Below are 25,097 nucleotides of genomic sequence, written 5' to 3'. Positions count from 1 at the left end.
GTTTATAGCTGATAGGGACATGTAAAAAAGCCATCCTACACAATGGAAGATGGCTTATAAATTCTGTTCTTAGCTGACGTTCATTAGAAGCTTGCTATCTATAGAATACTAAATCTCGTAGCAGACTTGATTTCGACCTTTCGCTTTAGCTCGATATAGCGCTTTATCTGCACGATAGAAGGTGCGCTGGGTGTTTTCGCCTTCTCTGTGATTGGTGACTCCTACGCTTACCGTTAGCCCACGTTCACCCAAAATATCGTGCCAGCCGAATTGGAAAATACGTTCCCGATAGTGCTCGGCATGCAAAACCGCTTGGTCGACATTAGTATTTTCCAAGATAACCAAGAATTCTTCGCCACCAAACCGCACACAAGATGCGCCGCGGAATCGGAAGTGCGCGGCTAGCTCATGTGAAACATTCACAATGGCTTTGTCGCCCACTAAGTGGCTGAGTTCATCATTGATCGATTTAAAGTGATCAATATCGATGACCATCAAAGTGAATGGGGTTTCATGCAGCAGGAGATCTTTAAGTTTCACATCAAGCCAGCGTCGGTTGTGCAAGCTGGTTAACGGATCGGTAAACACGTCTTGTTGCAATTGCGCTACTTTGTCTTTCTGAGTTTCAGTGGTTTCTTTTAACTCTTTGTTTTCTTGCTCTGAAAGAATCAATTTAAGCTGGAGTTCAAAGCGCGATAAGCGACGAAGCTGAAAACCCGCCAAATCACTAATTGGAATGTTCTTGACCAAATCCGTACCAATTCTGAACGCTTTTTTTTCGAACGCGAGGGCTTGCTTGAAATCTTTTTGCGAGGCAAAAACATCACTGAGTGATTCATACAAGCTTTTTAGCAATACAGGTGAGTTGTTCAGTTTGATGCGTTTAACCGCAGAGTTGAGTGTGTACTCTGCAAGATCCGTTTTACCAATAGCATTCAAGCTTCTGGCCAGTTCCAATCGCATCATGTTTGAAAGCCAGTAAGCACTGACATTGTTTAACGAATAACGCGCCTTGGCCAAAACTTCTAACGCTTCGTTGTACAGCTTCTGTTTACGGAGAATTCGAGCTTGGTAAAGAATGATTTGCCCGGCCAGTACCTTGTCTGAAACCAGAATACTGAGTTCTTCACATTCATTAAGCAGCTCGTTGGCATTCGCGACACGACCTAACGAGATTAGGCAAGATACCGTGTACAGCTTGCATCTTAAGCGCAGCGAACGGCTGCTGATTGCGTGATCTATACCGTTGATTTTTTGATAATACTTGAGTGCCCGAGCATGGTCGCCATAGGCGTCACACAAATTACCCATGCCAAGCACAGCAATGACGTAGTAATCAATATGACCAAACTCGACGGAAATATTCGACAATTCTACACACTCTTTCAAAGAGAGGGCGTAGTCGCCATTTTCATAAAGGCGATCAGACAAAGCGGCTTTAATCGTGAGAATGTCTTCGACATCGCGAGGTAGCGAAAGTAAGGCAACCGCTTCACGAAGTTCGTCCAAACTGGATTTGGGTTGGTTCAGCTTAGCTCTGTATTCGGAGCTGATCAAAAAGCAATGGGAGCGTTCAAGATTCGTTGTTGCGATGTGCTGACGAACATGATCCCAAAATATAATGGCATCTTCACCCGTAACGGAAGCCGGATCCAATCCAGCTTCAGAGACTTTGCTTAGTAACGCTTCCATTAGCATGCTCCGTTTCGGTGGATTTTTCGACCAGTTGATCGAGCGTGAATGGGAACGTCAAAATATCATGCAGTGACGTTTTCGGTGCTTTGCCTTTTAAGCCTCGACGATCCCATGGGTACATAGAAATCATTTGGCTGACAACATCAAACAGTTTATTGGCTTCATCGCCTTTTTCAGAAATTAGCATGCCAACACGAGATTCATCGAGTTGAGAAATCAAGTCACTCCTACCACATAAGCAATGAGCAAGCTCGATACAGATCTCTAAGTAATTACTGTCTTCGTGCTGGATCATGATGACCGCGTGATTGGACTTTTTCAGTTCTGATTTAAACAGAACCATTTGTTCCCACCAGTAGGTTTCAGATACGACATTAGAAAAGCGCTTTTCGCGGTTAAATTCGATTTGCCCACGAATGCGATTAATCAATTTACGCGCACGTTGTTCGAGCTGCCTTTTCGAGCCTCGCGCTTTATCCATGCCCAGTCGGTTCGTTTGCTCTTTCAGCATATGAATGGAATACCGACGGTACTTTTTGAATGCTTGAAGGGCTTGTTCATAATCGGCGCTTTCTTCAGCAACGACCGATTGCTGAAAGCATATTTGGGACAGCAATTCGCCATTATCGAACGGTTTAGCAGCATCTTCGGCTTGCTGTAAAAGCTCGCCTGCAATTTTGAAGTCTTTACGTATCAGCTCTAGCCTTGCTCGGCTAATAAACGAGTGCGCTTTCATCCAAGTTAAGTCGTGCTTTACAGCAAGTGTATGCGCTTCCATTGTCGAGCTTTCGGCATCTTCTAAACGTTCTAACCCAATAAGCGCCAAGCCACGGAAATCGCATATTTCGGCACGCCAAGTTGGGTCTTGGTGGTATTTCAAGGCTTCTTCTGCACCATCCAATACCGACAGCATTTCGACGTAATTGTTCAGTAGGTAGTAATCCCATGCCAGCAAGATTCTCGCTTTACCTTCCAGCCAGTCAATACGGGCGTTGTTCGCCACTTTAACGGCCAGTTCATGGGTTGATTTTGCAAGATGAATGTCTTCAGTTATTCGCCATACGTTGCCTAACCCGATAAGGGATTCAATTTCAATCGTGGACTCGCCAACCAAAGCTGACTGCTCTAGGGCGTTGATCCAATATTGCTGGGCAGAATAGTATTTGGCTTGCCCCCAAAACTGTAGGGCATGAATGTGAAGAATTTCAGGGAGGTAGTTATCGTTGTCTAACCGGTTTTGACCCGTTAGTGCTTCTTTAATGGCTTTCATGCCTTTCTGGTAACTCATTAAGCTCCAGTGGCAACGTGAAATGACGATGTAAGCTTGGATAACCCCTTCGTGATATAGGATTTGTTCTGCACGGGCTAAACATTGCTTCGCCTGAAGCAATACCCCTTCGGGTTCACTTTCAACTCGAGCACGTAGTTGCTCTAGCTCATTCTCAATTAATATCTGGGCTTTATCCAATGTTTAGTCCAAGCAGTTACGTATCTTAGTTTCAACTTTGTTATTATATTGTGCGCTCGATAAGAATGGCACTACCAATACAATGATAATAGCCACATTTTCTCAATGAAGTACAACATTTGTGGCCGTTTACCGTTTATCTCACTGATAAATGCGTCAGATTTTCACTGATTATCCAAATCAGGACAACAAAGTTCGTAATGTAAGAGGTTTGTCTGCCAGTCTAAGAAGCTGTGCTGGCGTCATACCGTTCTTATCTTGGTAGCACAAATTGTGCCAAGCACGGAAAATGTCCAACAAAGGAAGCAAACCACCAGGGCGTAGTTTGCGGCGAGGTTCATTAATGAAGCTTTCAAATAATAATTGAAAACGTTGCTGGTAATACTGAGTTTGAGTAGTAGTAGCAAGGTTTAACCAATGTTCATGATCGGCATTGTCGCCCGCAAGATAACAAATTCCTTTTGCGCGACTGTCGTCATTTCGGATAGCCCAGCGATCGCGCCACCACCCCATATGGACGATGTCAATTTTTTGAGCAATCGTACCTTCTTGTTCATTGGCATCTTCTTCTACATACATCAAGTCAATATTATGGCGCTGTATTCTCGGTAGGCAAACCGACAACGCAGCAGAGCGCAAAATTGGGTCTTGCGGCATAAATATCGACACGCGTTTTTCATCCTCACACATATTCAAAACATGGAGGTAGTGCGCATAAGAGGTATAAGGAGGGCGAATCAATGCACCTTTCGACGGGTAATTGAATTTCAGCAGATTTCCCATAGGGTCTTCTACGTTACCGCGCGCTAAAATTTCTTGGTACTTGTTGTCGATTTTTTCACGTAGTGACGTTGCGCGGCGAGTGACCGCCTCAAAAGACTCTGGTTGGTATTCTTTGGAAACAAACCTAGCAGGGACTTGATAGGGGTTGTGGTCAATATTGCCTTGTGGTTCCTCATCAAACGAGTAATTGACGTGTTGTGACAACACATAACCCGAGTCAGCATCCGTGGTTACTATCCAGAATACGCCATTTTGGCTGTGTGGCTGAAGCACTGTGTAATGCGAAGAAAGGTGATATTGCTCGGCGTGGTTCATCCAACGAGCATCAAACATCGCTAACTTACGACGGCAGCGGCTCGCGATTTGATCCACGTGATCGTAAAACGTTTTAGGGTTGATTTCGAGCTTACGGCAGATTTCACGTACGGAATAGCCAGTGAACAAATACCCAAGTAAGTGCTCTTGGAATTCTATTTTGGCATTGCTGCCGGACCATTTATCCACGAAGGTCGATTGACAGCATTTACAACGATAGCGTTGCCTATCACCGCTGTAACCGAAGGCGTGGTAAAGATGTTTGTGGGTATGGACGGTTTTGCCGGCATTTTCACAATTGGGGTTACGACACGCCGGCAAACCGTCACTATGCACGGCTCTAAGCCTGCTCAGTTCGTTAAGAACCTCGCGATTATTAAGTAAGGGGGGGAAAGCACCACACTCACGGCACACCATCGCTGGACGTTTAGGGTTTGCATGCTGCAAAACATACCGATTTGCATCACTCAATCCAAAGTTGTCACACGCCAATGTTTTACAAAAGTTGAGTTGCAACCCATCTGCATCCTTTGGCAGTTTGCCGTCTGACACGATCGCCCCCTCGGGAATAAACTGGTCGTAAAAAATTACAGGTTAATTGCGGTTTCTAGCGCAACGGTCATCATATCGTTGAACGACTTCTGACGATCTTCTGCTGAAAGCTTCTCACCGCGAATGATGTGGTCTGATACGGTTAAAATAGTTAGCGCTTTAGCACCAAGCTCCGCCGCGACACCATAAATTCCCGCCGCTTCCATATCCACACCTAAGATGCCTAGCTTTTCCATTTTTTCGAAAATATCGGCTTCTGGTGTGTAGAAAAGGTCGGCAGAAAATACGTTCCCCACTTTTACTGGAACATTGTTCGCACGCGCTTGTTTAACTGCTTCTTCCAATAGCCCGTAGTCAGCTACGGCTGCAAAGTCGTGGTTTGCAAAACGAATGCGGTTTACTTTCGAGTCGGTAGAAGCACCCATACCGATAACCACGTCCATTAGATTCACATCATCTTTTACAGCACCACAGCTACCGATGCGGATAATATTTTTAACACCGTATTCAGAAATCAACTCGTGGGTGTAGATACAAGCAGAAGGAATACCCATTCCATGACCCATTACCGATACTTTTTTACCTTTATAAGTACCTGTAAAACCAAACATGTTTCTTACATCACAAACTTGCCTTGCATCTTCTAGGAAGTTTTCTGCAATGTACTTAGCGCGCAACGGGTCGCCTGGCATTAGAACCGTTTCTGCGAAATCGCCTGCTTGTGCGTTAATGTGTGGGGTTGCCATAGTGATACTCTCCAAAGTGAGTTTTGATAATTCGCAGGAAATAATGCGACGACAATTACCAAATCTGTTGAACAGGGGTTACTTCTTGACAGCAATACTAGCCCTGTGAACGGTCATCCCTTGAGATCTTTGTCACAAAAAATTCTAATTTTTTGCGAAAATGGAATGTTGATAACGAAATCTGTTGAAAACGGGAATGCAATCGATTTGCTGGTGGACAGAGCAAGTGTTTTCTTTCTTTTAAGCTCGATACTTGAGTGTGTTATGCCTCTTTTAACAATCCTTTAATCCTTATTGAACAAATTATCAACAACACGCTTGATTATTGACCACTTATTAAGTAACGTAATTTGAGTTAAACGTTTTACAGTAGGTAAATAAAGGCTTCAGTTAGTAGATAAGGGCTTTGGTTGCATGAAGAAACCTTCAATTCGAGAAGTGGCAAATCTGGCGGGAGTCTCTACGGCGACGGTCTCTAATGTGTTTTCCGGAAAGAAACCCGTTAATACGGATCTTAAAGAGCGTGTTCAAAACGCTGCGGAGTCGCTTGGGTATCAAGTAAACCGAGTGGCATCTCAGTTACGCTCCCAACACAACAAAGTGGTTACTGTACTGGTTCCTAATATTACCGATACATTTTTTGCCACCATAGTAACCTTATTGGAAAGTTTCGCTTACGAGCAAGGTTACGACGTGATTGTGGCGAGTGCTCACGACCAAACGGATATTGAACAATCGCGCATTCGGACATTATTGAGCTGGCACCCTGCAGGTATGATCGTCGTCCCATGCTCGGGAAACCTTCCACAAATATTGATCGATAAAGCCGATGCTTGCCCCGTAGTGCTGGTAGACCGTGTCGCAGTAGATGAATCGGCACTCGATTCCATCACCATAAATAATCGAGATTCTGGTGAAATGGCGTGTCGTTACTTACGTGAGGCAGGGCACAAGAATATTCTGACCATCGCATCCGATCTGTCTTTTCCTCCAATAAATGAACGTGTTGAAGGTGGAAAACAAGCTGTTAGGGCTCTGCTAGAAAATACAAATAGCGCGACTCATGATGTAATTGAAATTGGCGCCGACCTTGATGCCGGAGCAGTAAAAGTTGGGGAATGGTTAGACGCAAACCCCCACCCAACTGCCATTTTTTCTCTTACTAACGTTACTACGCTCAGTACGCTTACTGCTTTAGCAGAACGCAACATCAAGGTAGGAGAGGATATTTCGCTATTGGTATTTGATGATTATGCCTGGATGTCGGCAAGAAGCGTTAGCTTAACGGCGGTGCGCCAACCTGTTGAAGCAATAGCCAAACACGCATGGGACAGGTTGATGTTGAGAATCAACGGAGATGCAGAACAGAATGTGAAACTTTCGACGGTATTAGAAGCGGAATTGATCGAGCGAGCATCGGTTTTGAATTTTGCGATAGAAAAATGAGCGGATAAAACTTAATACAGCAGTATTTCTAGCGAATCTCGGCAATGTAACTTGAGTAGTAACTATCGGATAAAAGCAGAAAGAAGGAACGAAAATGTAGAACAAACTTACATGGAAATAGACTTTACCAAAGAAAATCGACCCTACACTTTCGCTGGTTGTTAGAACTTAGGACAGTTCTAAAGTCTTTGTTTGTTGCAGCAAACAGAAGACTTTTGCACTTTAGTATACCCAAGTTTTAAAAGCAATACGGTGGAGGGATAAAGGAACAGCGGCTGTCGGACGGCTGCTGAGGGTACTGCTGTACCTGACATATCTTAAATGGAGTATTAACTATGAAATCCTTAGCCACGAAACTGTTAGCGAGCAAGCTGAAATCGGCAAGCAAACTGAGTGTTTCTGCTGCGTTGCTTGTCTCTTTGAGCGCGGTGTCTGCGCAAAGTATTGCTGCCCCTCTGGTCGCATTTCTTATGCCCGACCAAGCCTCAACTCGCTATGAAGAACATGATTACCCCGGCTTTAAGGCGGCGATGAGTGAACTCTGCTCGGATTGTAAAGTGATCTACCAAAATGCGAATGCGGATGTTGCGTTGCAACAACAGCAGTTCAATTCCGTGATTACCCAAGGTGCAAAAGTGATCGTATTGGATCCGGTGGACTCAAGCGCCGCTGCATCATTAGTTGGGTTGGCGCAAAGCCAAGGGATAAAGGTCATTGCGTATGATAGACCAATCCCAGATAGAGCCGCGGACTACTATGTTTCGTTCGATAATCAAGGCATAGGTAAAGCCATTGCCGATAGCTTGGTTGAGCATTTACGAATCAATAAAGTGTCGAAAGATTCAGGCGGCATATTGCAAATTAATGGCTCACCGACGGATGCTGCAGCGGGTCTTATCCGAGATGGGATCGATCAAGGGCTAGACGGCAGTGAATACGGCACGCTAGCGGAATACGCGACACCAAATTGGGCACCACCAAAAGCGCAGTCTTGGGCAAGTGGCCAAATTAACCGTTTTGGTTCGAAGATCATTGGCGTTGTCGCGGCGAATGACGGCACTGGCGGCGGTGCGATAGCGGCGTTTAAAGCAGCGGGAGTTGATCCTGTGCCGCCTGTAACGGGGAACGATGCCACGTTGGCGGCCCTTCAATTGATCATTTCTGGCGATCAATACAACACCATTTCCAAGCCTTCTGAAATTGTGGCGGCAGCGGCAGCAAAAGTCGCGGTATCCATGTTGAACGGCGAAACACCGAAAGCCAAAACAACACTCTACAACACGCCATCTGAGTTATTTGTCCCTGAAGTGGTCACACGCGGCAACATCAAAAAGATCATTTTTGATTCGGGTATTGCCTCTGCTGATGACGTTTGTACTGGTCGCTACCTAGCGGGCTGTAAAGAACTGGGAATTAAGTAACGCTTTGTCCTCAAACTGGCCTTTTTAACCAGTTTGAACATGAGTGCCACCGGTCTTTTGGTGAGGTGGCACTCTTTATCAGGCTTTTCATTATGTTTTAAGGTCTGAACTCAAAGCGTAAATGGCGAGCGCTTTACTGCCCAATGCTCAAGATAAGAATCTGCGTATAGGTGGAAAGCGATAAACGAACAGCGTTAAACGAAAAGTGTTGAATAAAAAACGCTTTGACTGGAGTGAGTTTTATGGCGTCGGATGGTTCATCTCAAGAACAAGCCCAAAAGCAATCAAACCAAACAGAATTGGATTCCAAAGAAGGCATTCAGCCTATTTTAAGCCTACGCAATGTGTCCAAGAATTTTGGTGCGGTCGCCGCACTAACCAACATCGACCTTGATGTTTACCCTGGTGAAGTGGTGGCGCTGGTTGGGGATAACGGGGCGGGAAAATCGACCCTGATTAAGATCCTTGCTGGTGCGCATGCATTAAGTTCAGGGGCGATTGCGTTTGAAGGGAAAGAGGTGGAATTCAAAAAACCAAGCGATGCGCTAGAGCTTGGGATTGCAACTGTTTTCCAAGATTTAGCCTTGTGTGAAAACCTCGATGTTGTCGCCAATATATTTTTGGGACAAGAGAAGAACAGCCTGAATCTAGATGAAACGGAAATGGAAGTCAGGTCTTGGCAACTGCTCAATGAATTAGCCGCTCGAATACCCAGTGTGAGAGATGTGGTTGCGTCTCTGTCTGGCGGACAGCGCCAAACCGTGGCGATTGCTCGTTCGTTACTTCTCGACCCTAAAATTGTGATGTTGGATGAGCCCACAGCGGCATTGGGAGTGGCGCAAACGGCAGAGGTTTTGAATTTGGTCGAGCGCATAAAAGCCAAAGGGTTAGGAGTAATCATGATTTCCCACAACATGCAGGATGTACGTGCCGTAGCCGATAGAGTTGTGGTGCTACGGTTAGGAAAAAACAATGGGATATTTAGAGCGGACGCTTCCAACGAAGAGTTGATAGGAGCAATAACGGGTGCCACTGATAATGCAGCGATGGAGCGTGCGAACCGAATGGATAACGCGTCAACCGCGGTGGAGGAAAAGGCATGAATCATTCCTCTAATGTTACGCCGAACCCAAACCATTTGTTGGATAGAAGCGATACCCGCGTTACTCATGCGGCTGGTTTGGGTGGATACATTCGCAAATTCATCGACCAGATAAAATCCGGGGATTTAGGCTCGTTACCCGTGGTGGTGGGGTTAATCCTTATTTGGGGGATCTTTACCTACATTAATCCGATATTTTTATCGCCCAATAACCTCGTCAACCTGCTTTTCGATAGTTCGACTGTCGGGATTATCGCCCTTGGTATTGTTTGCGTTTTGATGCTTGGCGAAATTGATTTATCCGTTGGCTCCATGAGTGGTGTCGGATCAGCGATTTTGGGTGTGCTTTGGGTAAACCAAGGTGTGCCTTTGGGCATCGCGATCGGAATAAGCCTATGTTTTGGTGCCATGGTGGGCTTTGCATACGCATCTTTAAGAAACAGTTTCGGTATGCCGAGTTTTGTTTCAACCCTTGCAGGATTGCTCGCGTTGCTTGGTTTGCAATTGTATTTACTGGGTTCTACCGGTTCTATCAATTTGCCTTACGGTTCTTCAATGGTGAATTTTGGGCAATTGATGGTGATGCCAGATTGGGTTTCCTACTCACTGTCTGTATTCGCTGGTGGCGTTATTGCTTTTTCTGAATGGACGCTTAGACGCAAACGCAAGTCGGTAAACCTTTCAGCCAAAAGTGCCAAGTTCATTTGGGTGAAAGCGTTGATAGTCACGGTGTTGTTACTCGCAGTGAGTGCCTATTTAAATCAGGGGCGCGGCATTCCATGGATGTTTGGTTTGTTTATTTTTCTCGTGGTCGCACTTAACTACGCGCTAACTCGCACCAAATGGGGACGATACATGCTGGCGGTTGGCGGAAACGCAGAAGCAGCTCGCCGTGCGGGTATCAACGTAAAAGCTATCTACATTAGCGCTTTTGTAACGTGCTCTACGTTGGCAACGTTAGGGGGTGTACTGGCGGCAGCGCGTTTGGCCTCTTCAAGCCAACAGGCAGGAACGGGCGATGTGAATCTCAATGCCATTGCTGCGGCTGTGATTGGTGGAACCAGCCTCTTTGGTGGCCGTGGTTCGGCGTGGTCGGCGCTGCTTGGCATTATCGTCATTCAGTCCATCGCGAGCGGCTTAACGTTGCTCAATCTCTCATCGGCGCATCGGTACATGATCACCGGAGCTGTTCTCGCAGTCGCTGTGATTATCGATAGCCTTGCCCGCCGAAGCCGTGTTTCTCACGGTAAAGCGTAATGCCCCCAAACTGGTATTCATGAAAACCGGTAACGATGAATAAGGAACAGAACCCATGAAAATGAACATTGAAGGAAAGGCTTACGCGATAACGGGCGCGGCGTCTGGGATTGGATTAGCCTGCGCAAAAGCATTGATTGATGAAGGGGCAACCGTTGTTCTGATTGATAGAAGCAAAGATGGTTTAGAAAAAGCCTGCGAAGATTTGGGTACGTTGGCTCTGCCATTGGAGGTGGATCTGATGGAACCGCGTCAAGTTTCGGGCATGCTTGAAGGCATTCTAGCGCTGACCAATGGAAAGCTCGATGGGTTTCATGCCAATGCGGGTTCGTATGTTGGGGGAATCTTCGCCGAAGGGGATCCAGATGAATGGGATCGCATGTTGAATCTCAATATCAACGCAGTATTTCGATCGGTAAAAGCGGTGCTGCCGCATTTAATCGAGCAAAAATGTGGTGATATTGTTGTGACCAGTTCGATCGCTGGGTTTATTCCTGTGGTTTACGAACCTATTTACACCGCGTCGAAACATGCCATTCAGGCGTTTGTGCATTCGCTACGACGCCAACTGATTCCCCACTCGATACGTGTGGGGGCGGTGGCTCCAGGACCGGTTGTAACAGCCCTTTTGGATGATTGGCCAAAAGACAAGATGGAAGAGGCATTGGCGAACGGCAGTTTAATGCAAGCCGAGGAAGTAGCGGATTCCATTGTCTTTATGCTGACACGGTCACCTGGCGTAACGGTTCGGGATTTGGTCATTCTACCCAATAGTGTAGAGCTCTAATCGGAAGTTTAAGTGGCTTGTTACAAACGGGGAATGAAAAACGGAGTGCTATAAATGGGAGCAAGCAAAGTGCAAGTTGCAGATAAATACGTCATTGGAGTGGATGTAGGAACAGGAAGTGCTCGTGCTGGTGTGTATGATCTCCAAGGCAAAGAGCTCAGTACGGCAAAGTGCGATGTGCTGATGTTCAGCGATGAAAACGCAAGATACGAGCAATCTTCCGATCAAATTTGGGATGCCGTTGGCGATTGTGTTCGCGCGGCGGTGAATGAGGCGGGTATTGATAAACATCACGTAGTTGGTATTTCTTTTGATGCGACATGTTCTTTGGTTGTTATTGGCGATTACGATCAGCCTTTACCCGTCGGGGTTCACAATCATGCAGACAGAAACGTGATTGTCTGGATGGATCAACGTGCCACGTCACAAGCCAAGCGCATCAATGAAGAAGGGCACTCGGTTCTTGACTATGTCGGCAACCGAATTTCACCAGAAATGGAAACGCCAAAGTTGTTGTGGCTAAAAGAAAATCTGCCAGAAACGTATTTAAACGCAAAGCACTTTTTTGACCTGACGGACTTTCTGACATGGAAGTCTAGCGGGTCGCTCTCGCGCTCCATATGCACCACGGTATGCAAATGGACTTACCTAGCTCATGAAAACCGCTGGGACGAGACGTACTTTAATCAATTCGGGCTAAGTGAACTAACCAGTGACAATTTCGCCAAAATAGGAACTACTGTTGTCGCTCCGGGTACTTCGCTTGCACAAGGTTTAACGCAAGATGCTGCCGCGCACTTGGGGTTACCCGTCGGGGTTGCCGTTGCTGCTGGGTTAATTGATGCCCATGCTGGTGGAATGGGCTCGGTCGGTGCGGTTAATGAGCAAGGTATTTCAGATCCAACGGCTAGCCTTGCGTATGTTTTTGGCACATCGGCTTGCACCATGACCACGTCTACAACCAAAACCTTGGTATCAGGTGTTTGGGGGCCGTATTTTTCTGCGATGATCCCCGGAATGTGGCTGAATGAGGCTGGGCAGTCAGCTGCAGGTGCCGCTATGGATCATTTGATTCAGTCGCATCCTGCGTTCCCAGAATTAAAAGCCATGGCGCAAATACAAAACTGTACGCCGGTTCAATATTTATCTTCACAGGCGAAAGCGCTTTGCCCGTCACTCAGCGATGCCGTTTTCTTAGCCAAAGGGCTGCATGTTCTTCCGGAGTTTCTTGGGAATAGAGCGCCTCACGCCGATCCAGATGCTCGCGGGGCGATATTAGGGCTTGATATGGACAGTTCAGTCGAGAGCTTAGTTAAATTGTATGTGGCGGGGCTATGTGGTTTAGCTTATGGGTTGAAACAGATCATTGGTGCCCAGTCGGCAGAGGGCATTCAAGTGAAGCAGGTAGTCGTAAGTGGTGGTGCGGGGCAAGATCCACTAATTCGTCAAATTCTAGCCGACGCAACAGAGCTTCCGGTTGTTGCGCCTATCGCAAGTGAGCCTGTGATGCTTGGCAGCGCCATTATGGCAGCGGTTGCGGCTGGCGTATTTAATGATGTGTTTGAAGCGATGAAAACCATGTCGCACTTCGGCGAGCAATATTCCACTGCGACAGAAAAAGTGGTGAATATACACCGTCAGCGTTATGCAGCTTTCATTGAAATTCAAGAAGTGAACAAAAAATTTAGAGAAATTTAAAACGTTATAAATACATCATGTTCATGCCATTTACGTTATTTATATCAATTAGTTAAACCGAAATCATTAGGCCGGTTTTACAGCGAAGCAATAAACGATACAAAATTATTTTTTGTATCGATGTGATCGAAATGCTATAGATTCTTGTACAAGAAAAATAATTGTACAAAACAACTATCCAACCTAGTCAACCAACTCAATCATCCAACTAAAGTGGTTAGGGAGAAAACTATGGCAGCGAATGAAATTAAAATTGGTGTAAGTGCGTGTGTAATCGGAGAGAAAGTACGTTTCGACTCTGGGCACAAAATCAATAACTTTTTAACCAAAGATTTTTCGGAATACGTCAGTTTTGTTCCCGTCTGTCCTGAAGTTGGAATAGGGCTCCCAGTGCCGCGCCCTACCATTCGTCTCATTAGTAATGAAGAACGAGTGGCTCTTGTCGAAACAAAGAACCCCGACCAAGAGTACACGGATCGCATGATGGATTTTTCAAAAAGCAAAGTTGAAGAATTGATCTCAGAGAATTTATGCGGCTATGTCGTTTGCGCAAAATCTCCAACTTGTGGGATGGAGCGAGTCAAGGTGTACAAGAAAAACAGCGCCGACAAAAATGGCGTTGGGCTTTACACCAAAGTACTAATGGAAAAAATGCCGTGGCTTCCTGTTGAAGAAGATGGGCGCTTGCACGATCAGTTTTTAAAAGAAAATTTCATTGCGCGAGTTTATGCTCTGCATGATTTTTACCAATCCATGGGTGGAAAACCAACGCCAGGGAAAATCGTTAAGTTTCATTCTCGGTACAAACTCAGTTTAATGGCGCATCACCCTGAATCTTATCGGTCTATTGGTCGTTTGGTCGCCAACATTAAACTTTACGATTCCCAAGCTTTTTACATTCAATATCGTAACGAATTCATGAATGCGCTTAAGCACCGCGCAAGTCGCAAAAACACCACCAATGTTTTGATGCACCTTCAGGGCTATTTCAAACGTGATCTGAATGGAAACCAAAAGAAAGAATTGGCGGATACTATTCATGAATATCGCCAAGGTTTGTTACCTTTGCTGGCTCCGTTAACACTGATCAAACACTACCTGAATTCGTACCCAGACCAATACTTAGAAACTCAACGATTTTTAGACCCATACCCACAAGAACTGAGATTAAGATATGGGCTGTGAGAACCTTAATTATGAAAACCTTTAACTATGAAAGATCTTAATCAGAAAAACCCTCGATTTGCCATTCGAGAGGTCTCTGAGATGACTGGAATCAAACCCGTTACGCTGCGCGCATGGCAAAGGCGTTACGGTTTGATTCAACCCAAACGAACTCAAAAGGGTCACCGTCTTTTTTCCGAAAAGGACATCAATGACATCCGTGAAATTCAGGGGTGGCTCAATAAAGGGGTCCCCATTGGGAAGGTGAAAGATTTAATCCTAGGCGGTTCGAAATCGGATCTCGCTGAACCGAGTGAAGAATCGTTGAAAGAAGTGGATTCTCTGCTTGAGGCCATTGCCAAAATGGATGCTCAGAAGGGCGATAAAATTCTCTCCGCTTTGTTTAAGGAGTACCCTACTCAGCATATTGTGAACAAGGTGATTTACCCTGTTCAAGAAGCCTTGGATTCAGTAAAAGGGACGCAGCGTTCCCTTCAAATCTCTCTGTTTCGCTCTTTAATTATGGTGGTATCTAACCGGATAATTGAATCGGAAAACAAAGTGTCTCAGAACAAAAAAGCGTTACTTGTAAGCTTTGATACCCCCGGAAGTGTGGACACACGAATACATGCCCTTTTGCTTTCAGATAGCGGAAACCGCGTCACTATGCTGGAAGGCGTTGAAGACGTGAGTGGGCTACCTGAAATGGTGGACTCAGAATCTGTTTCTCAAGTCTACTTTCATTGCAGTAAAAACATCAGCAGTAAGACGGCTGGAGACATTAAGTCCTTCGCGGCATTAGATGCGTATGAAGTGGGGTATTCTCCGCTTATCCAGCAAGTGTATTTCAATCAGATAGAAGAATAACAATAGTATGCAATTGGTTTGGTTTCGTCGTGATTTAAGAACGTTGGATAACACCGCACTCTCACAAGCAATAGCAACCGGACAGCCTGTCATTGCACTGTATATCGCGACACCTCAGCAATGGGAGTCCCACCATCTGGCTCCCATTCAAGCGGATCTGATTTATCGGCGTTTGTATGAATTGCAGCGAGAATTGCATGAGCTAAATATCCCCTTGGTTTACGCCGAAGTGTCGACGTTTGCAGAGCAAGCCGATTTAATATCTAAGTTGCTTACCTACGACAAAATTCAAGCATTACACGCCAATATCGAACATGAATGGAACGAAAAGCAGCGAGATTCGTCCATTGAAAGCGGGTGTCCACCATCAAAAAACTTTCATCTCTATCACGATAAATGTGTCTTACCTCCGCGAAGTGTTCTCAACAAAAAAGGTGAGTATTTCAAAGTCTTCACGCCATTTAAGCGAGCGTGGCTAAGTCAGGTTTCTCAAGCTGGTGTTTCTGTCTTTCCACGTTTAAAAAAGGGTAACGTTGAGGTGCCGGAAGTGGCGTTTCTTCAGTCTCTGGTGAGCGAATTCAATTCAAAGTGCCATTTCAGTTACGCTCGGACGGACAGCAATCAATATGATGTTTCAACGGAATCACTGATTCATCAGCTTCGCGAGTTTTGCGCAAAAAATCCTCTCAGTTCGGCAAAAAACGCGCTTCGTCATACAACAAGCGCCACCCGCTATAAAGAAGATCGAGACTTTCCTTTTGTTGAAGGAACCAGCAAGTTGTCACCTTATTTAGCGCTTGGCTTTCTTTCAGTTAGGCAGTGCGTCGCTCGTTTGACTTACCAACGTAGTATGGACGACCTCAATGAAGGCGAACAAACGTGGTTGAGTGAGTTGGTGTGGCGAGAGTTTTATCAACATTTACTCGAATTTGAATCAAAATTAAGTAAAGGCTTACCGTTTATTGACTGGGCGGTTGATCTTGAATGGCACAATGACAAAGATTGGTTCGAGCGTTGGAAAAATGGCACAACAGGGTATCCGATTGTCGATGCAGCTATGAGACAGCTCAATTCTACTGGATGGATGCATAATCGGCTAAGAATGATTGTGGCGAGTTTTCTAACCAAAGACTTGTTAATTGATTGGCGATGGGGTGAAGACTATTTTCTGTCAAAACTTGCAGACGGAGACTACGCGGCAAACAACGGGGGTTGGCAGTGGTCGGCTTCAACAGGGTGCGATGGTCAGCCGTACTTTCGAATTTTTAACCCGATATCTCAGGGAGAAAAATTTGATACTCAAGGCGAATTTGTGCGTCATTGGGTTCCGGAGTTGAAACAGGTGCCATCAAAATACATTCATCAGCCTTGGACTTGGTCAGAAAGCCACACGCTGAACTATCCTGAGCGTGTTGTTGACCATAAAACTCAGCGCGAGCTGGCGTTGAGCATGTATAAGAAAGCAAAGGGTAAGTAGCTTGAATTAGGGTTAAGTCACTTGAACTCAAGTTAAGTATGTTGACGATGCACCGGCGTTGCTGACATGATCCTACTTGGCTGAACGAACTAGGCTGACAAAAACGATGTTGATCGAAAGAAATGTTGAACGAAAGAAATTAAGGTAAAAGTAGGAATGAAGAAAGCGGTCGTTGGTGTTTGGTTGGTATCCTTGGTTGCATCGTCGGTTTCGGCAGCAACATTTTCACTGCCTATTGAAGGCAGTAATATCGCTGGGACCGTGCAGCGACATGTGGTTCAAGAAGGGGAAACCTTCGCTCTAATCGCTAAGCAATACGATGTTGGCTTTCTTTCACTTATGGCTGCCAATAAAGGGTACGACCCGTTCCTTCCCCCTGAAGGCTCTGTACTGACTATTCCTACTCACTTCATTCTTCCGAATACGCCTAGAAAGGGCATTGTTATCAATTTGCCAGAATTGCGGTTGTATTATTACCCCAAAGGCGAAGACATTGTTCACGTTTTCCCTGTAGGCATAGGTCGAGTTGGGCGAGATACGCCCGAGATGGTCACGCGAATTTCGAGCAAAATTCCAAACCCAACATGGACTCCCCCTAAATCGATCCGCAAAGAATACGCCGAAAAAGGCATCAGCTTGCCGCGGGTCGTGCCCGCAGGGCCGGAAAACCCTTTGGGTGACTATGCCATGCGTTTGGCGTATGGATCTGGAGAGTATCTGATTCACGGTACCAACAAAGATTTTGGCATTGGGCTGCGTGTAAGCGCGGGCTGTATCCGAATGGAGCCTAAAGACATCGAATGGCTGTTTAAACAGGCGAACAAAGGTGAACAGGTAAGGATCATTAATCAACCAATCAAAATGTCGCTAGAACCTGACAGAAGTGTGTTTATTGAAGTGCATGAGCCATTAACCAACAGCAAAGGCGTTCAAGCAAGGTTAGAGTTGCCAATGGAGCTTGGCTGGTGGATGGATGAATTTAATATTTCAGATGCAAAAGCGAAGGCCGCAGTTCAAGTACAAAACGGCGTGCCAATCGAAATTGCCACGCCATAAATAACCTAACCTCTTAATAACCCAAGTTCAGGTTACATATTTTGATATCAGCCGTTTAAATCCGGCTGCAAGCGAAAATATCTGAGTGACAAATGCACCCATTTTTTACTTAATCTCCGAGCTTACTTAGTATAAGACTGCGCGATGTTATCGATACGGCTGTTTGCACGTGCCGCTTCTTGTTGAGCCGACATCGCAGCGCTCTTAGCACCATTCGCTGCTGAAGCTGCTTCTTCTGCTTTCATGCTCGCTTTTTCTTGAGAAGATTGAAGCGAAGAAACTTGCTGACTGAGCTGCTGAACCTGATTAGTAAGCTCATCCAGTTTGCTGGAAGCTGTGTCTGGCGCGCCAGAACAACCTGCCAAAAACAGAACTGAAGAAATACCCGCTGCTAAAAGTAATTTGCTGTTCATAAGAACTCCTTGTTGGACATTTTTTTATAGCTTGTTTTATTCCCTAAATTCCCGCACATAAAGCTTTTTGTTAAATGGCTTTGATTGTTTAGGTATGAAAGGTTGCTACTCAATCATAGTGCCGCTTGTGAGAAAACGTAAATCAGTACTACTCACATGTGGTCACCAGTCTCTAATATGGCACAAAAATCCGCCATCTGATGGCATCGCTCTAAAATCTAACATGAAAATGACAAATTTGTAGATAGCGTGACACAATGGCTTGCATGAGGGCTAATAAGAATAGCGACTATTTTTTGTGATCTGGTCCTTAAAAAGAGTTATCATACGGCGCTGATAAAACACCTTGTACCACCTTTTTGGAGAATCCTTTGCAATTTAAAGACTTAGGGCTAGATAACCGCTTATTGAAAAACCTGAAGCACTACGACTTCAAGCAAGCAACTGATATTCAACGTCAATCCATTCCCGTTGTTATTGCAGGTAAAGACCTGTTGGCGTCGTCTAAAACCGGATCGGGTAAGACGTTAGCATTTGTATTACCGTTGCTTCATAAAGCGCTTAAAACCAAAGCTTTCTCTGCGAAAGATCCAAGAGGGGTCATTTTAGCGCCAACACGTGAGCTTGCTAAGCAGGTGTACGGTGAACTTCGCGCCATGTTGGGTGGCTTATCTTACGACGCGACCCTTATTTTGGGTGGTGAAAACTTTAACGATCAAGTTAAAGCGCTTCGTAAATACCCTAAATTCATTGTCGCGACGCCAGGACGTTTGGCTGACCACCTTGAGCATCGTTCTATGTTTCTCGATGGCGTGGATACACTGATACTTGATGAAGCAGACAGAATGTTGGATTTGGGCTTTGCTCCAGAGCTTCGCCGAATTCACAATGCAGCGAAACATCGCCGTCGTCAGACGCTCATGTTTTCAGCGACGCTGGATCATGCGGAAGTGAACGACATTGCTTCTGAAATGCTGAATGCACCAAAACGCATTTCTGTTGGCAGCGCGAACGAAGAACACAAAGACATCACGCAAACTTTCTACCTTTGTGATCACCTTGATCACAAAGAAGCGATCATGAATCGCATCTTGGAAGAGTCTGAATACCGCCAGGTCATCATCTTCACAGCAACTCGCGCGGATACTGAGCGCTTAACCAAAGAGTTGAACGAAAAGAGCCTGAAGGCCATGGCGTTGAGCGGCAATTTAAACCAGACGCAGCGCAACAACATCATGAGCCAATTTGAGCGCCATGTTTTTAAAATATTGGTGACCACCGACGTCGCATCTCGTGGGCTCGACATTGCGAGCGTTACGCACGTGATTAACTTCGATATGCCAAAGCATACAGAAGAATACGTGCACCGTGTGGGTCGTACTGGTCGTGCGGGCAACAAAGGAAACGCCGTATCTCTTGTTGGACCTAAAGATTGGGATAGCTTTAAGCGAGTCGAGAATTTCTTACAACAAGATCTTTCTTTCTCCGTGTTGGAAGGTCTTGAAGGAAAATTCAAAGGCATTAAGCCGCGTAAGCCAGACTTTCGAAAAAATGCTGGCGATGCCAAGAAGAAACGCAAGCCTCAAGCGAAGAAAGGCGCTAAGAAGCCAGCCAAGCGTGATAAAACTTTCCTCACAAATGTGGCGGTTGGTGATCAGGTATTTATGCCGAAGAAGAAAAAGCCACAACCGCCTAGCGACGACTAAAATGTCCGGTTAGATAAGAAAGCCCAGCGATTGAAGCTGGGCTTTTTGCGTTTTTATCTTTGGATGTTGTTATCCATAACCAGGCTTTCGACATTAGCATAGGTCAGCCGTATACCCCTATTGGCAAAGATTCAGCCAGCTACCCTGCGTTAATGACTGAAGTTGCTCAGACTGGAGCTTGAATACGGAATTTGGTGAACCCGCCGCTGCCCATATTTCAGAGTATTGCTTTAAGTCTTCGTCCAGCACGGTGATGATGGGTTGAGCATGGGCGATAGGGGAGACGCCACCAATAGAAAAGCCAGTAAAGGACTTAACCTGTTTTGCCGTGGCTTTCCCTAGAACAAACCCTGTTGCTTTCTCTACTTTGTCCAAACTCACGGTATTCGTTCCCGATGCGACAATCATAATGGGTTGTTCTGAAAGCTTATCGACAAACACCAAAGACTTGGCTATTTGTTCGACGTTGCAGCCGATGGCATTTGCCGCATCTTTTGCCGTGTGGGTAGAATCAGGGAGGGTCAAAACATCGAAGTGCCCTCCGTGGTTTTCCAAATGCAGTTTTACTCTTTCAATGCTTGAGCTTGTCGGCTTATTTTCCATTAGTGTTCTCCCGCTGAGCCTAGCGTAGTTAACCCGAGTTCAGGTTAGTTATTTGGGTTTATCGGATTCCAACCACTGTTGAACATCTTTAATGACCATCGGCACTTGGCTTTGTCCATCCTGATCATCAAAAGCATGGTCCAGTCCCGCAAGTGAAAGGTATTCAATATTAGATTTCCCTTCCTTTTTAAGAAGGTTAAATTGTTCCAATGCCGATTTCACGGAGACACTGTTGTCTTTTTCGCCTTGAACAAGCAAAACAGGCACCTGCGTTTTTCTTAATACGTCCGTTTGGTTTAGCTCTAATATTTCCCGCCACCATGCAAAGCCATGACCACTTACATTAAACTCAACAGGTTCGCTGTTAAGTACGTATTGAGTGAACTCTTGGACTTCTTGCATCACTTCAGTATAGGTTTTTTTATCCGTTATCTCCGATTTTATTGCATGTTCAAGATCGTCGATAAAACGCGCGCCACCGCCATTAAAGGCCACCACTTTAGAAACGGTTTCTGGGTATTGCGCAAGGAAGTTCGCGACAACCGCTCCTTCACTGCCACCGACGGCATAAACGTTTTTATAGCGGTATTGAGATCGGACATGAGAGATAACTTTTAGGTGGTCATCAACCCGCTGGCTAATGCTGTCTTTTTGAACAAAACTTTCTGGGCAATCTGCTCGTTCAGGATCTTCGTCGTAGGAAAGCGACTGAGTAATACCGTATTTCTCGACCGTTAGAAGATCGGCATTGGGTGCAACTGTCGGTAGACCCTCTTTAATCATTTCAACTTTGGTAACGCTATTGCAATCAGAACCTTGAATAAGAACCAGTAAGGTGTCGGAGGGCTTTTCACTTTCGATGGATAAATAGTAGTGAATATTACTGCTATCGGAACGAGGCAAAGTTTGGACTTGTTCCGCTTGCGCAGTCATTGAAAAAAGAAATGTTAACAGGCTAAGAAAAACGGGTTTAAGTTCGCTCATCATTATGCTCCACGCGTCAGACTAGTTATGGACGAAGATAGTTATGGACGGAGATGAGTGTAGGATGAGAACGGTTAATTTTATCGAAATGGAGATTTGGTGGATTGGCGAACAATCAATTCAATAGGAGGCATGCGCGTTTGATGGTTCTCACCAGACATCAGCTTAAGTAATGCATCGGCGCATACGGCACCCAGTTCTTCGATGGGTTGACGCAGCGTGGTTAATGCTGGCGTGAAAAAAAGTGACGTTGGAAGATCATCAAACCCAATAACAGAGACATCTTCCGGCACTTTCATGTTTCGATCATGCAGCGCTTTTATTGCACCGTATGCAGTTTGGTCATTGGCTGCAAACAGCGCAGTAAAGTGTGTATTTGAGTCGATCAACTCCAGTGTTTTCTCATACCCCGACTCTGAACTGAAGTCGCCTTGCTTCACTAGTGATTTTCTTGCCTTTATACCCGCTTCATCCAGTGCTTTTTTATACCCTAAAAAACGCGATCGAGAGTCGGGCTGATTGGAATGCCCCTTGATGTGCGCTATTGAGACATGTCCTTGTTGCAGAAGATGCAACGTTGCCATGTAACCGCCAAGCTCATTGTCGATGGATAAAGAAAGGACATTACTCCCATTGACGTAATAGCCCACCGCAACGACAGGCGTAGAGTCACTGAACTCAAGAATCTGCATTTCGGTTAAGCTGCCCGTAAATATTATGACGCCATCCACATGGCTTTGAGCAAGGTAATCCAATGCATGGAGTTCTTGGTTGTTATTCCAATGACCGGATGCAATGACCAATGAATAGCCATGTGCCATCAACGTGCTTTCCATGTTGATCAACATTCGGTTGGTATGGGGGCTTTCTGGGTTTTGAACCAGAACACCGATGGTCATCGAGCGCTTTCCAGAGCCAAGCGTCACCTGAACCTTAGGCTTGTAGCCCGTCGCTTTCAGTGCCGATTCGATGTTGGCACTTTTTTGCTCTGAAACGTAACTGCTTCGATTTAAAAAACGCGACACGGTACTGACGGAAACCCCCGCGTGGCGGGCGACATCATATACGGTGGATTCTTTTTTCTTTCTCGTCATGATTCCTCAGAAGATGGAGAATTCAGTCAGCCAACGACTGTTCACTTTCAATATCAAAAAGGTGGATAGCATCCATATCTAAGTATACTGATAAGATGTCGACGTCAACTTCTGCTGCTTGCGTTTCAATTGTGAGCGATTGCTCATCCAACATACCTTTCACTAATATACTCGCACCAAGTAGCTCTTTATCGATGACTTTAATCGGCAAAGGGTAGTAGCGCGAACGGCTTATCTGCTCCGCGCGCAAATAGAGATCGGTGGGGCGAATACCAAAATGTACAGAGGCTTCATTTCTGGCTTTTGCAACGAAGCGTTCAGGCATAGGGATAAGAAGCGACCCTAATCTAATGCTCCAACTGCCCTCGTGTTTTACCTGCTGCGCATCCAGCATATTCATTGAAGGATTACCAATAAACTGCGCGACAAACTTGTTGGCAGGACGCTGGAATACGTCTGTTGGCGTTCCGACTTGTGCAACGTAACCGTCTTTTAGAATCACTATTCTGTCGGCCAGCGTCATGGCTTCGATTTGGTCGTGGGTAACGTAAATGGTCGTGGTCTTTAATTCTCTATGCAGGTGCTTTATCTCTTCGCGCATGGTTCCGCGAAGTTTGGCGTCTAAATTGGATAGAGGTTCGTCGAACAAAAAGACTTTTGGGGTTCGAACCATGGCTCGTCCCATAGCAACGCGCTGCCTTTGCCCGCCAGATAATGCCTTTGGTTTTCGGTCTAAAAGTGGTGCCAATTCCAGCATTTGAGCGGCTTTTCGAACTTCTGTGTCGATGTCACTTTTAGACATGCCTTTCAATTTCAGCGCAAAGGCGATGTTTTCATAAACCGTCATATGTGGGTAAAGGGCGTAACTCTGAAACACCATCGCCAGATCTCGGTCTTTGGCATCGACAGAATTCATCAATTTGTCGCCTACGTAGATTTCCCCTGAAGATATCGATTCCAGCCCTGCTAACATCCTTAAAGTCGTCGACTTTCCGCAGCCAGATGGTCCGAGAAAAACCACAAACTCGCCGTCGTCTACCGTGAAATCAAATTGTTTTACAACCGCCACGTCACCGTAGGATTTCTTTAAGTTTTTAAATTCAACTTTGGCCATTAGTTGCCTCCTTTAGAGCGGTCTTCCAACATGTTTCGATACGCAATGGCACTGTGTTTTAGAGTACGCTTTTGCGTAGCATAATCGACATAGACCAAGCCGAACCTTTGTTGATACCCAAATGCCCACTCAAAGTTGTCCATTAGGCTCCATGCAAAGTAACCACTTACTTTAACGCCTGATTTAATCGCTTTGTCTACCGCGTTGAGGTGAGCTTGAAAGTAACGAATACGCTGCTCGTCGTGGACTTCCCCATCCACGAGTTTGTCGTTCACGGCTGCGCCATTTTCGGTAATAAATATGGGTGGCAGTTCCTTGTAATAATTATGAATTCGCAGGAGCACATCAGTCAGTGCTTGAGGGTAAACTTCCCAACCGATATGGGTGTGCTCGGCATTGTTTTGGCTAACACTTTGAATCTGACGGTTGGAACCGTATCGCACTACAGAACGGGTATAAAAATTGATGCCCAGATAATCGATGGGAGCACTGATTATTTGTAGGTCTTTTTCCAAAATAACGGGCAGATTTTCCTTTTGTTTCTCCAGTACCAAATCAGGGTAGTTGCCGTGCAAAATGGGCTCCATAAACCAATGGCAGCTTTCTGCATCTTCGTATTTTGCAGCATTTTCATCCGCTTTAGTTTCTGGATAAGCAGGAGTCACATTGAGCACAATGCCGTGTTTCGAAGCCGGTGCATTTTGACGCAGAAGTGGCATCGCTAAACCATGTGCTAGCAGAAGGTGATGCGATGCCTGAAAGCCTTCTTTCTCTCCCTTTATCCCAGGTGCGTGAATGCCCCAGCGATAGCCAAGAAAAGCGGACACAAAGGGTTCGTTCAGCGTTGTGTAACAATCAATTTTATTTCCGAAGTATTGGCTAACAATATTGGCGTATTCGGCAAATTTGTAGGCCGTTTCGCGGTTCAGCCAACCACCACGATCTTCCAAATACTGAGGTAAATCCCAATGGTATAAGGTGACGTAAACTTTGAGCCCTTGCTGGCGGCATTCATCAATAATGCGTTCATAAAATGCCAAGCCAGCGGTATTAACGATGCCGTCTTTGTCGATAATACGTGGCCACGCTATCGAGAACCGGTAAGCATCGACTCCCAGCTCTTTGATCATGGTGATGTCTTGTTTCCATAAATGGTAATGATCACAAGCAATATCGCCATTATCGTTATTATCGACAGTGTTCGGGCGAAGGCAGAACGTATCCCAAATGGAAGGGCATCGACCGTCTGCTGTGACTCCTCCTTCGATTTGGTAAGAAGAGGTCGCGACCCCAAATACAAAGTCTTTAGAGAGCATGGATGAGTCGTGTGGAAGTTGGTATTTGTTCAT

21 protein-coding genes are annotated in these 25,097 nt (G+C 45.6%); 11 read left to right on the top strand and 10 right to left on the bottom strand.

What is annotated here, in order from left to right:
* Positions 1 to 108: 108 nt before the first annotated feature.
* From VPNCDNU1_RS14995 to deoD, 4 genes are all read right to left on the bottom strand, one after another.
* Positions 109 to 1,692: a GGDEF domain-containing protein gene (locus tag VPNCDNU1_RS14995; protein WP_104401071.1), complete on the bottom strand. Its 1,584-nt coding sequence runs from the start codon at positions 1,690 to 1,692 to the stop codon at positions 109 to 111.
* Positions 1,664 to 3,163: a hypothetical protein gene (locus tag VPNCDNU1_RS14990; protein WP_104401070.1), complete on the bottom strand. Its 1,500-nt coding sequence runs from the start codon at positions 3,161 to 3,163 to the stop codon at positions 1,664 to 1,666. The genes VPNCDNU1_RS14995 and VPNCDNU1_RS14990 overlap by 29 nt, the downstream gene beginning before the upstream one ends.
* Before the next feature lie 180 nt (positions 3,164 to 3,343).
* Positions 3,344 to 4,813 (bottom strand): lactate dehydrogenase, encoded by a 1,470-nt coding sequence (locus tag VPNCDNU1_RS14985; protein WP_104401069.1) that lies wholly within the window; start codon positions 4,811 to 4,813, stop codon positions 3,344 to 3,346.
* 35 nt (positions 4,814 to 4,848) lie between these two features.
* Positions 4,849 to 5,559, bottom strand: coding sequence for a purine-nucleoside phosphorylase (deoD, locus tag VPNCDNU1_RS14980; protein WP_104401068.1), 711 nt, complete (start codon positions 5,557 to 5,559; stop codon positions 4,849 to 4,851).
* Between the two features lie 414 nt (positions 5,560 to 5,973).
* On the opposite strand from deoD, the gene VPNCDNU1_RS14975 reads away from it, so the two are divergent.
* The 10 genes from VPNCDNU1_RS14975 (at position 5,974) to VPNCDNU1_RS14930 (ending at position 17,834) form a co-directional block, all read left to right on the top strand.
* Entirely contained in the window at positions 5,974 to 7,005 is a 1,032-nt protein-coding gene (locus VPNCDNU1_RS14975) for a LacI family DNA-binding transcriptional regulator (protein ID WP_104401067.1), read from the top strand.
* Between the two features lie 335 nt (positions 7,006 to 7,340).
* The gene (locus VPNCDNU1_RS14970) at positions 7,341 to 8,426 is read left to right on the top strand and encodes an ABC transporter substrate-binding protein (RefSeq protein ID WP_104401066.1); all 1,086 of its coding nucleotides are present in this window, start codon (positions 7,341 to 7,343) and stop codon (positions 8,424 to 8,426) included.
* A 242-nt stretch (positions 8,427 to 8,668) separates the two neighbouring features.
* On the top strand, positions 8,669 to 9,529 hold the full coding sequence (locus VPNCDNU1_RS14965) for an ATP-binding cassette domain-containing protein (RefSeq protein WP_104401065.1): 861 nt from the start codon (positions 8,669 to 8,671) through the stop codon (positions 9,527 to 9,529).
* On the top strand, positions 9,526 to 10,785 hold the full coding sequence (locus tag VPNCDNU1_RS14960) for a sugar ABC transporter permease (protein WP_104401064.1): 1,260 nt from the start codon (positions 9,526 to 9,528) through the stop codon (positions 10,783 to 10,785). The genes VPNCDNU1_RS14965 and VPNCDNU1_RS14960 overlap by 4 nt, the downstream gene beginning before the upstream one ends.
* A gap of 55 nt (positions 10,786 to 10,840) precedes the next feature.
* Complete coding sequence (locus tag VPNCDNU1_RS14955; protein ID WP_104401063.1) at positions 10,841 to 11,572, top strand: SDR family oxidoreductase; 732 nt, start codon at positions 10,841 to 10,843, stop codon at positions 11,570 to 11,572.
* Between the two features lie 54 nt (positions 11,573 to 11,626).
* Positions 11,627 to 13,270: an FGGY-family carbohydrate kinase gene (locus VPNCDNU1_RS14950; protein WP_104401062.1), complete on the top strand. Its 1,644-nt coding sequence runs from the start codon at positions 11,627 to 11,629 to the stop codon at positions 13,268 to 13,270.
* A gap of 231 nt (positions 13,271 to 13,501) precedes the next feature.
* On the top strand, positions 13,502 to 14,455 hold the full coding sequence (locus VPNCDNU1_RS14945; RefSeq protein ID WP_104401061.1) for a DUF523 and DUF1722 domain-containing protein: 954 nt from the start codon (positions 13,502 to 13,504) through the stop codon (positions 14,453 to 14,455).
* A gap of 27 nt (positions 14,456 to 14,482) precedes the next feature.
* On the top strand, positions 14,483 to 15,301 hold the full coding sequence (locus tag VPNCDNU1_RS14940; RefSeq protein ID WP_104401060.1) for a MerR family transcriptional regulator: 819 nt from the start codon (positions 14,483 to 14,485) through the stop codon (positions 15,299 to 15,301).
* A gap of 7 nt (positions 15,302 to 15,308) precedes the next feature.
* On the top strand, positions 15,309 to 16,778 hold the full coding sequence (gene phrB, locus VPNCDNU1_RS14935; protein WP_104401059.1) for a deoxyribodipyrimidine photo-lyase: 1,470 nt from the start codon (positions 15,309 to 15,311) through the stop codon (positions 16,776 to 16,778).
* Positions 16,779 to 16,934: 156 nt separating this feature from the next.
* Positions 16,935 to 17,834 (top strand): L,D-transpeptidase family protein, encoded by a 900-nt coding sequence (locus VPNCDNU1_RS14930; protein WP_104401058.1) that lies wholly within the window; start codon positions 16,935 to 16,937, stop codon positions 17,832 to 17,834.
* Positions 17,835 to 17,956: 122 nt separating this feature from the next.
* Here VPNCDNU1_RS14930 and VPNCDNU1_RS14925 read toward each other — a convergent pair whose 3' ends face one another.
* Entirely contained in the window at positions 17,957 to 18,247 is a 291-nt protein-coding gene (locus tag VPNCDNU1_RS14925; RefSeq protein WP_101111640.1) for an Lpp/OprI family alanine-zipper lipoprotein, read from the bottom strand.
* A 359-nt stretch (positions 18,248 to 18,606) separates the two neighbouring features.
* Between VPNCDNU1_RS14925 and VPNCDNU1_RS14920 the strand changes: the two genes are divergently transcribed.
* Entirely contained in the window at positions 18,607 to 19,953 is a 1,347-nt protein-coding gene (locus VPNCDNU1_RS14920) for a DEAD/DEAH box helicase (protein WP_104401057.1), read from the top strand.
* Between the two features lie 117 nt (positions 19,954 to 20,070).
* Here VPNCDNU1_RS14920 and VPNCDNU1_RS14915 read toward each other — a convergent pair whose 3' ends face one another.
* The 5 genes from VPNCDNU1_RS14915 to VPNCDNU1_RS14895 all read right to left on the bottom strand — a co-directional run bounded on the left by VPNCDNU1_RS14915 (position 20,071) and on the right by VPNCDNU1_RS14895 (position 25,097).
* Positions 20,071 to 20,556, bottom strand: a complete 486-nt coding sequence (locus VPNCDNU1_RS14915) for a YbaK/EbsC family protein (protein WP_104401056.1) — start codon at positions 20,554 to 20,556, stop codon at positions 20,071 to 20,073.
* Between the two features lie 48 nt (positions 20,557 to 20,604).
* Positions 20,605 to 21,543 (bottom strand): alpha/beta hydrolase family protein, encoded by a 939-nt coding sequence (locus VPNCDNU1_RS14910; RefSeq protein ID WP_104401055.1) that lies wholly within the window; start codon positions 21,541 to 21,543, stop codon positions 20,605 to 20,607.
* 77 nt (positions 21,544 to 21,620) lie between these two features.
* Positions 21,621 to 22,634, bottom strand: a complete 1,014-nt coding sequence (locus tag VPNCDNU1_RS14905) for a LacI family DNA-binding transcriptional regulator (protein ID WP_104401054.1) — start codon at positions 22,632 to 22,634, stop codon at positions 21,621 to 21,623.
* 22 nt (positions 22,635 to 22,656) lie between these two features.
* Complete coding sequence (locus tag VPNCDNU1_RS14900) at positions 22,657 to 23,748, bottom strand: ABC transporter ATP-binding protein (RefSeq protein ID WP_104401053.1); 1,092 nt, start codon at positions 23,746 to 23,748, stop codon at positions 22,657 to 22,659.
* Positions 23,748 to 25,097 (bottom strand): GH1 family beta-glucosidase, encoded by a 1,350-nt coding sequence (locus VPNCDNU1_RS14895; RefSeq protein ID WP_104401052.1) that lies wholly within the window; start codon positions 25,095 to 25,097, stop codon positions 23,748 to 23,750. The genes VPNCDNU1_RS14900 and VPNCDNU1_RS14895 overlap by 1 nt, the downstream gene beginning before the upstream one ends.

Source organism: Vibrio penaeicida (assembly GCF_002933855.1).
Taxonomy (GTDB): domain Bacteria; phylum Pseudomonadota; class Gammaproteobacteria; order Enterobacterales; family Vibrionaceae; genus Vibrio; species Vibrio penaeicida_A.
Note: the sequence above shows the minus strand (reverse complement) of the source record. Positions and strands in the feature narration are given on the sequence as shown.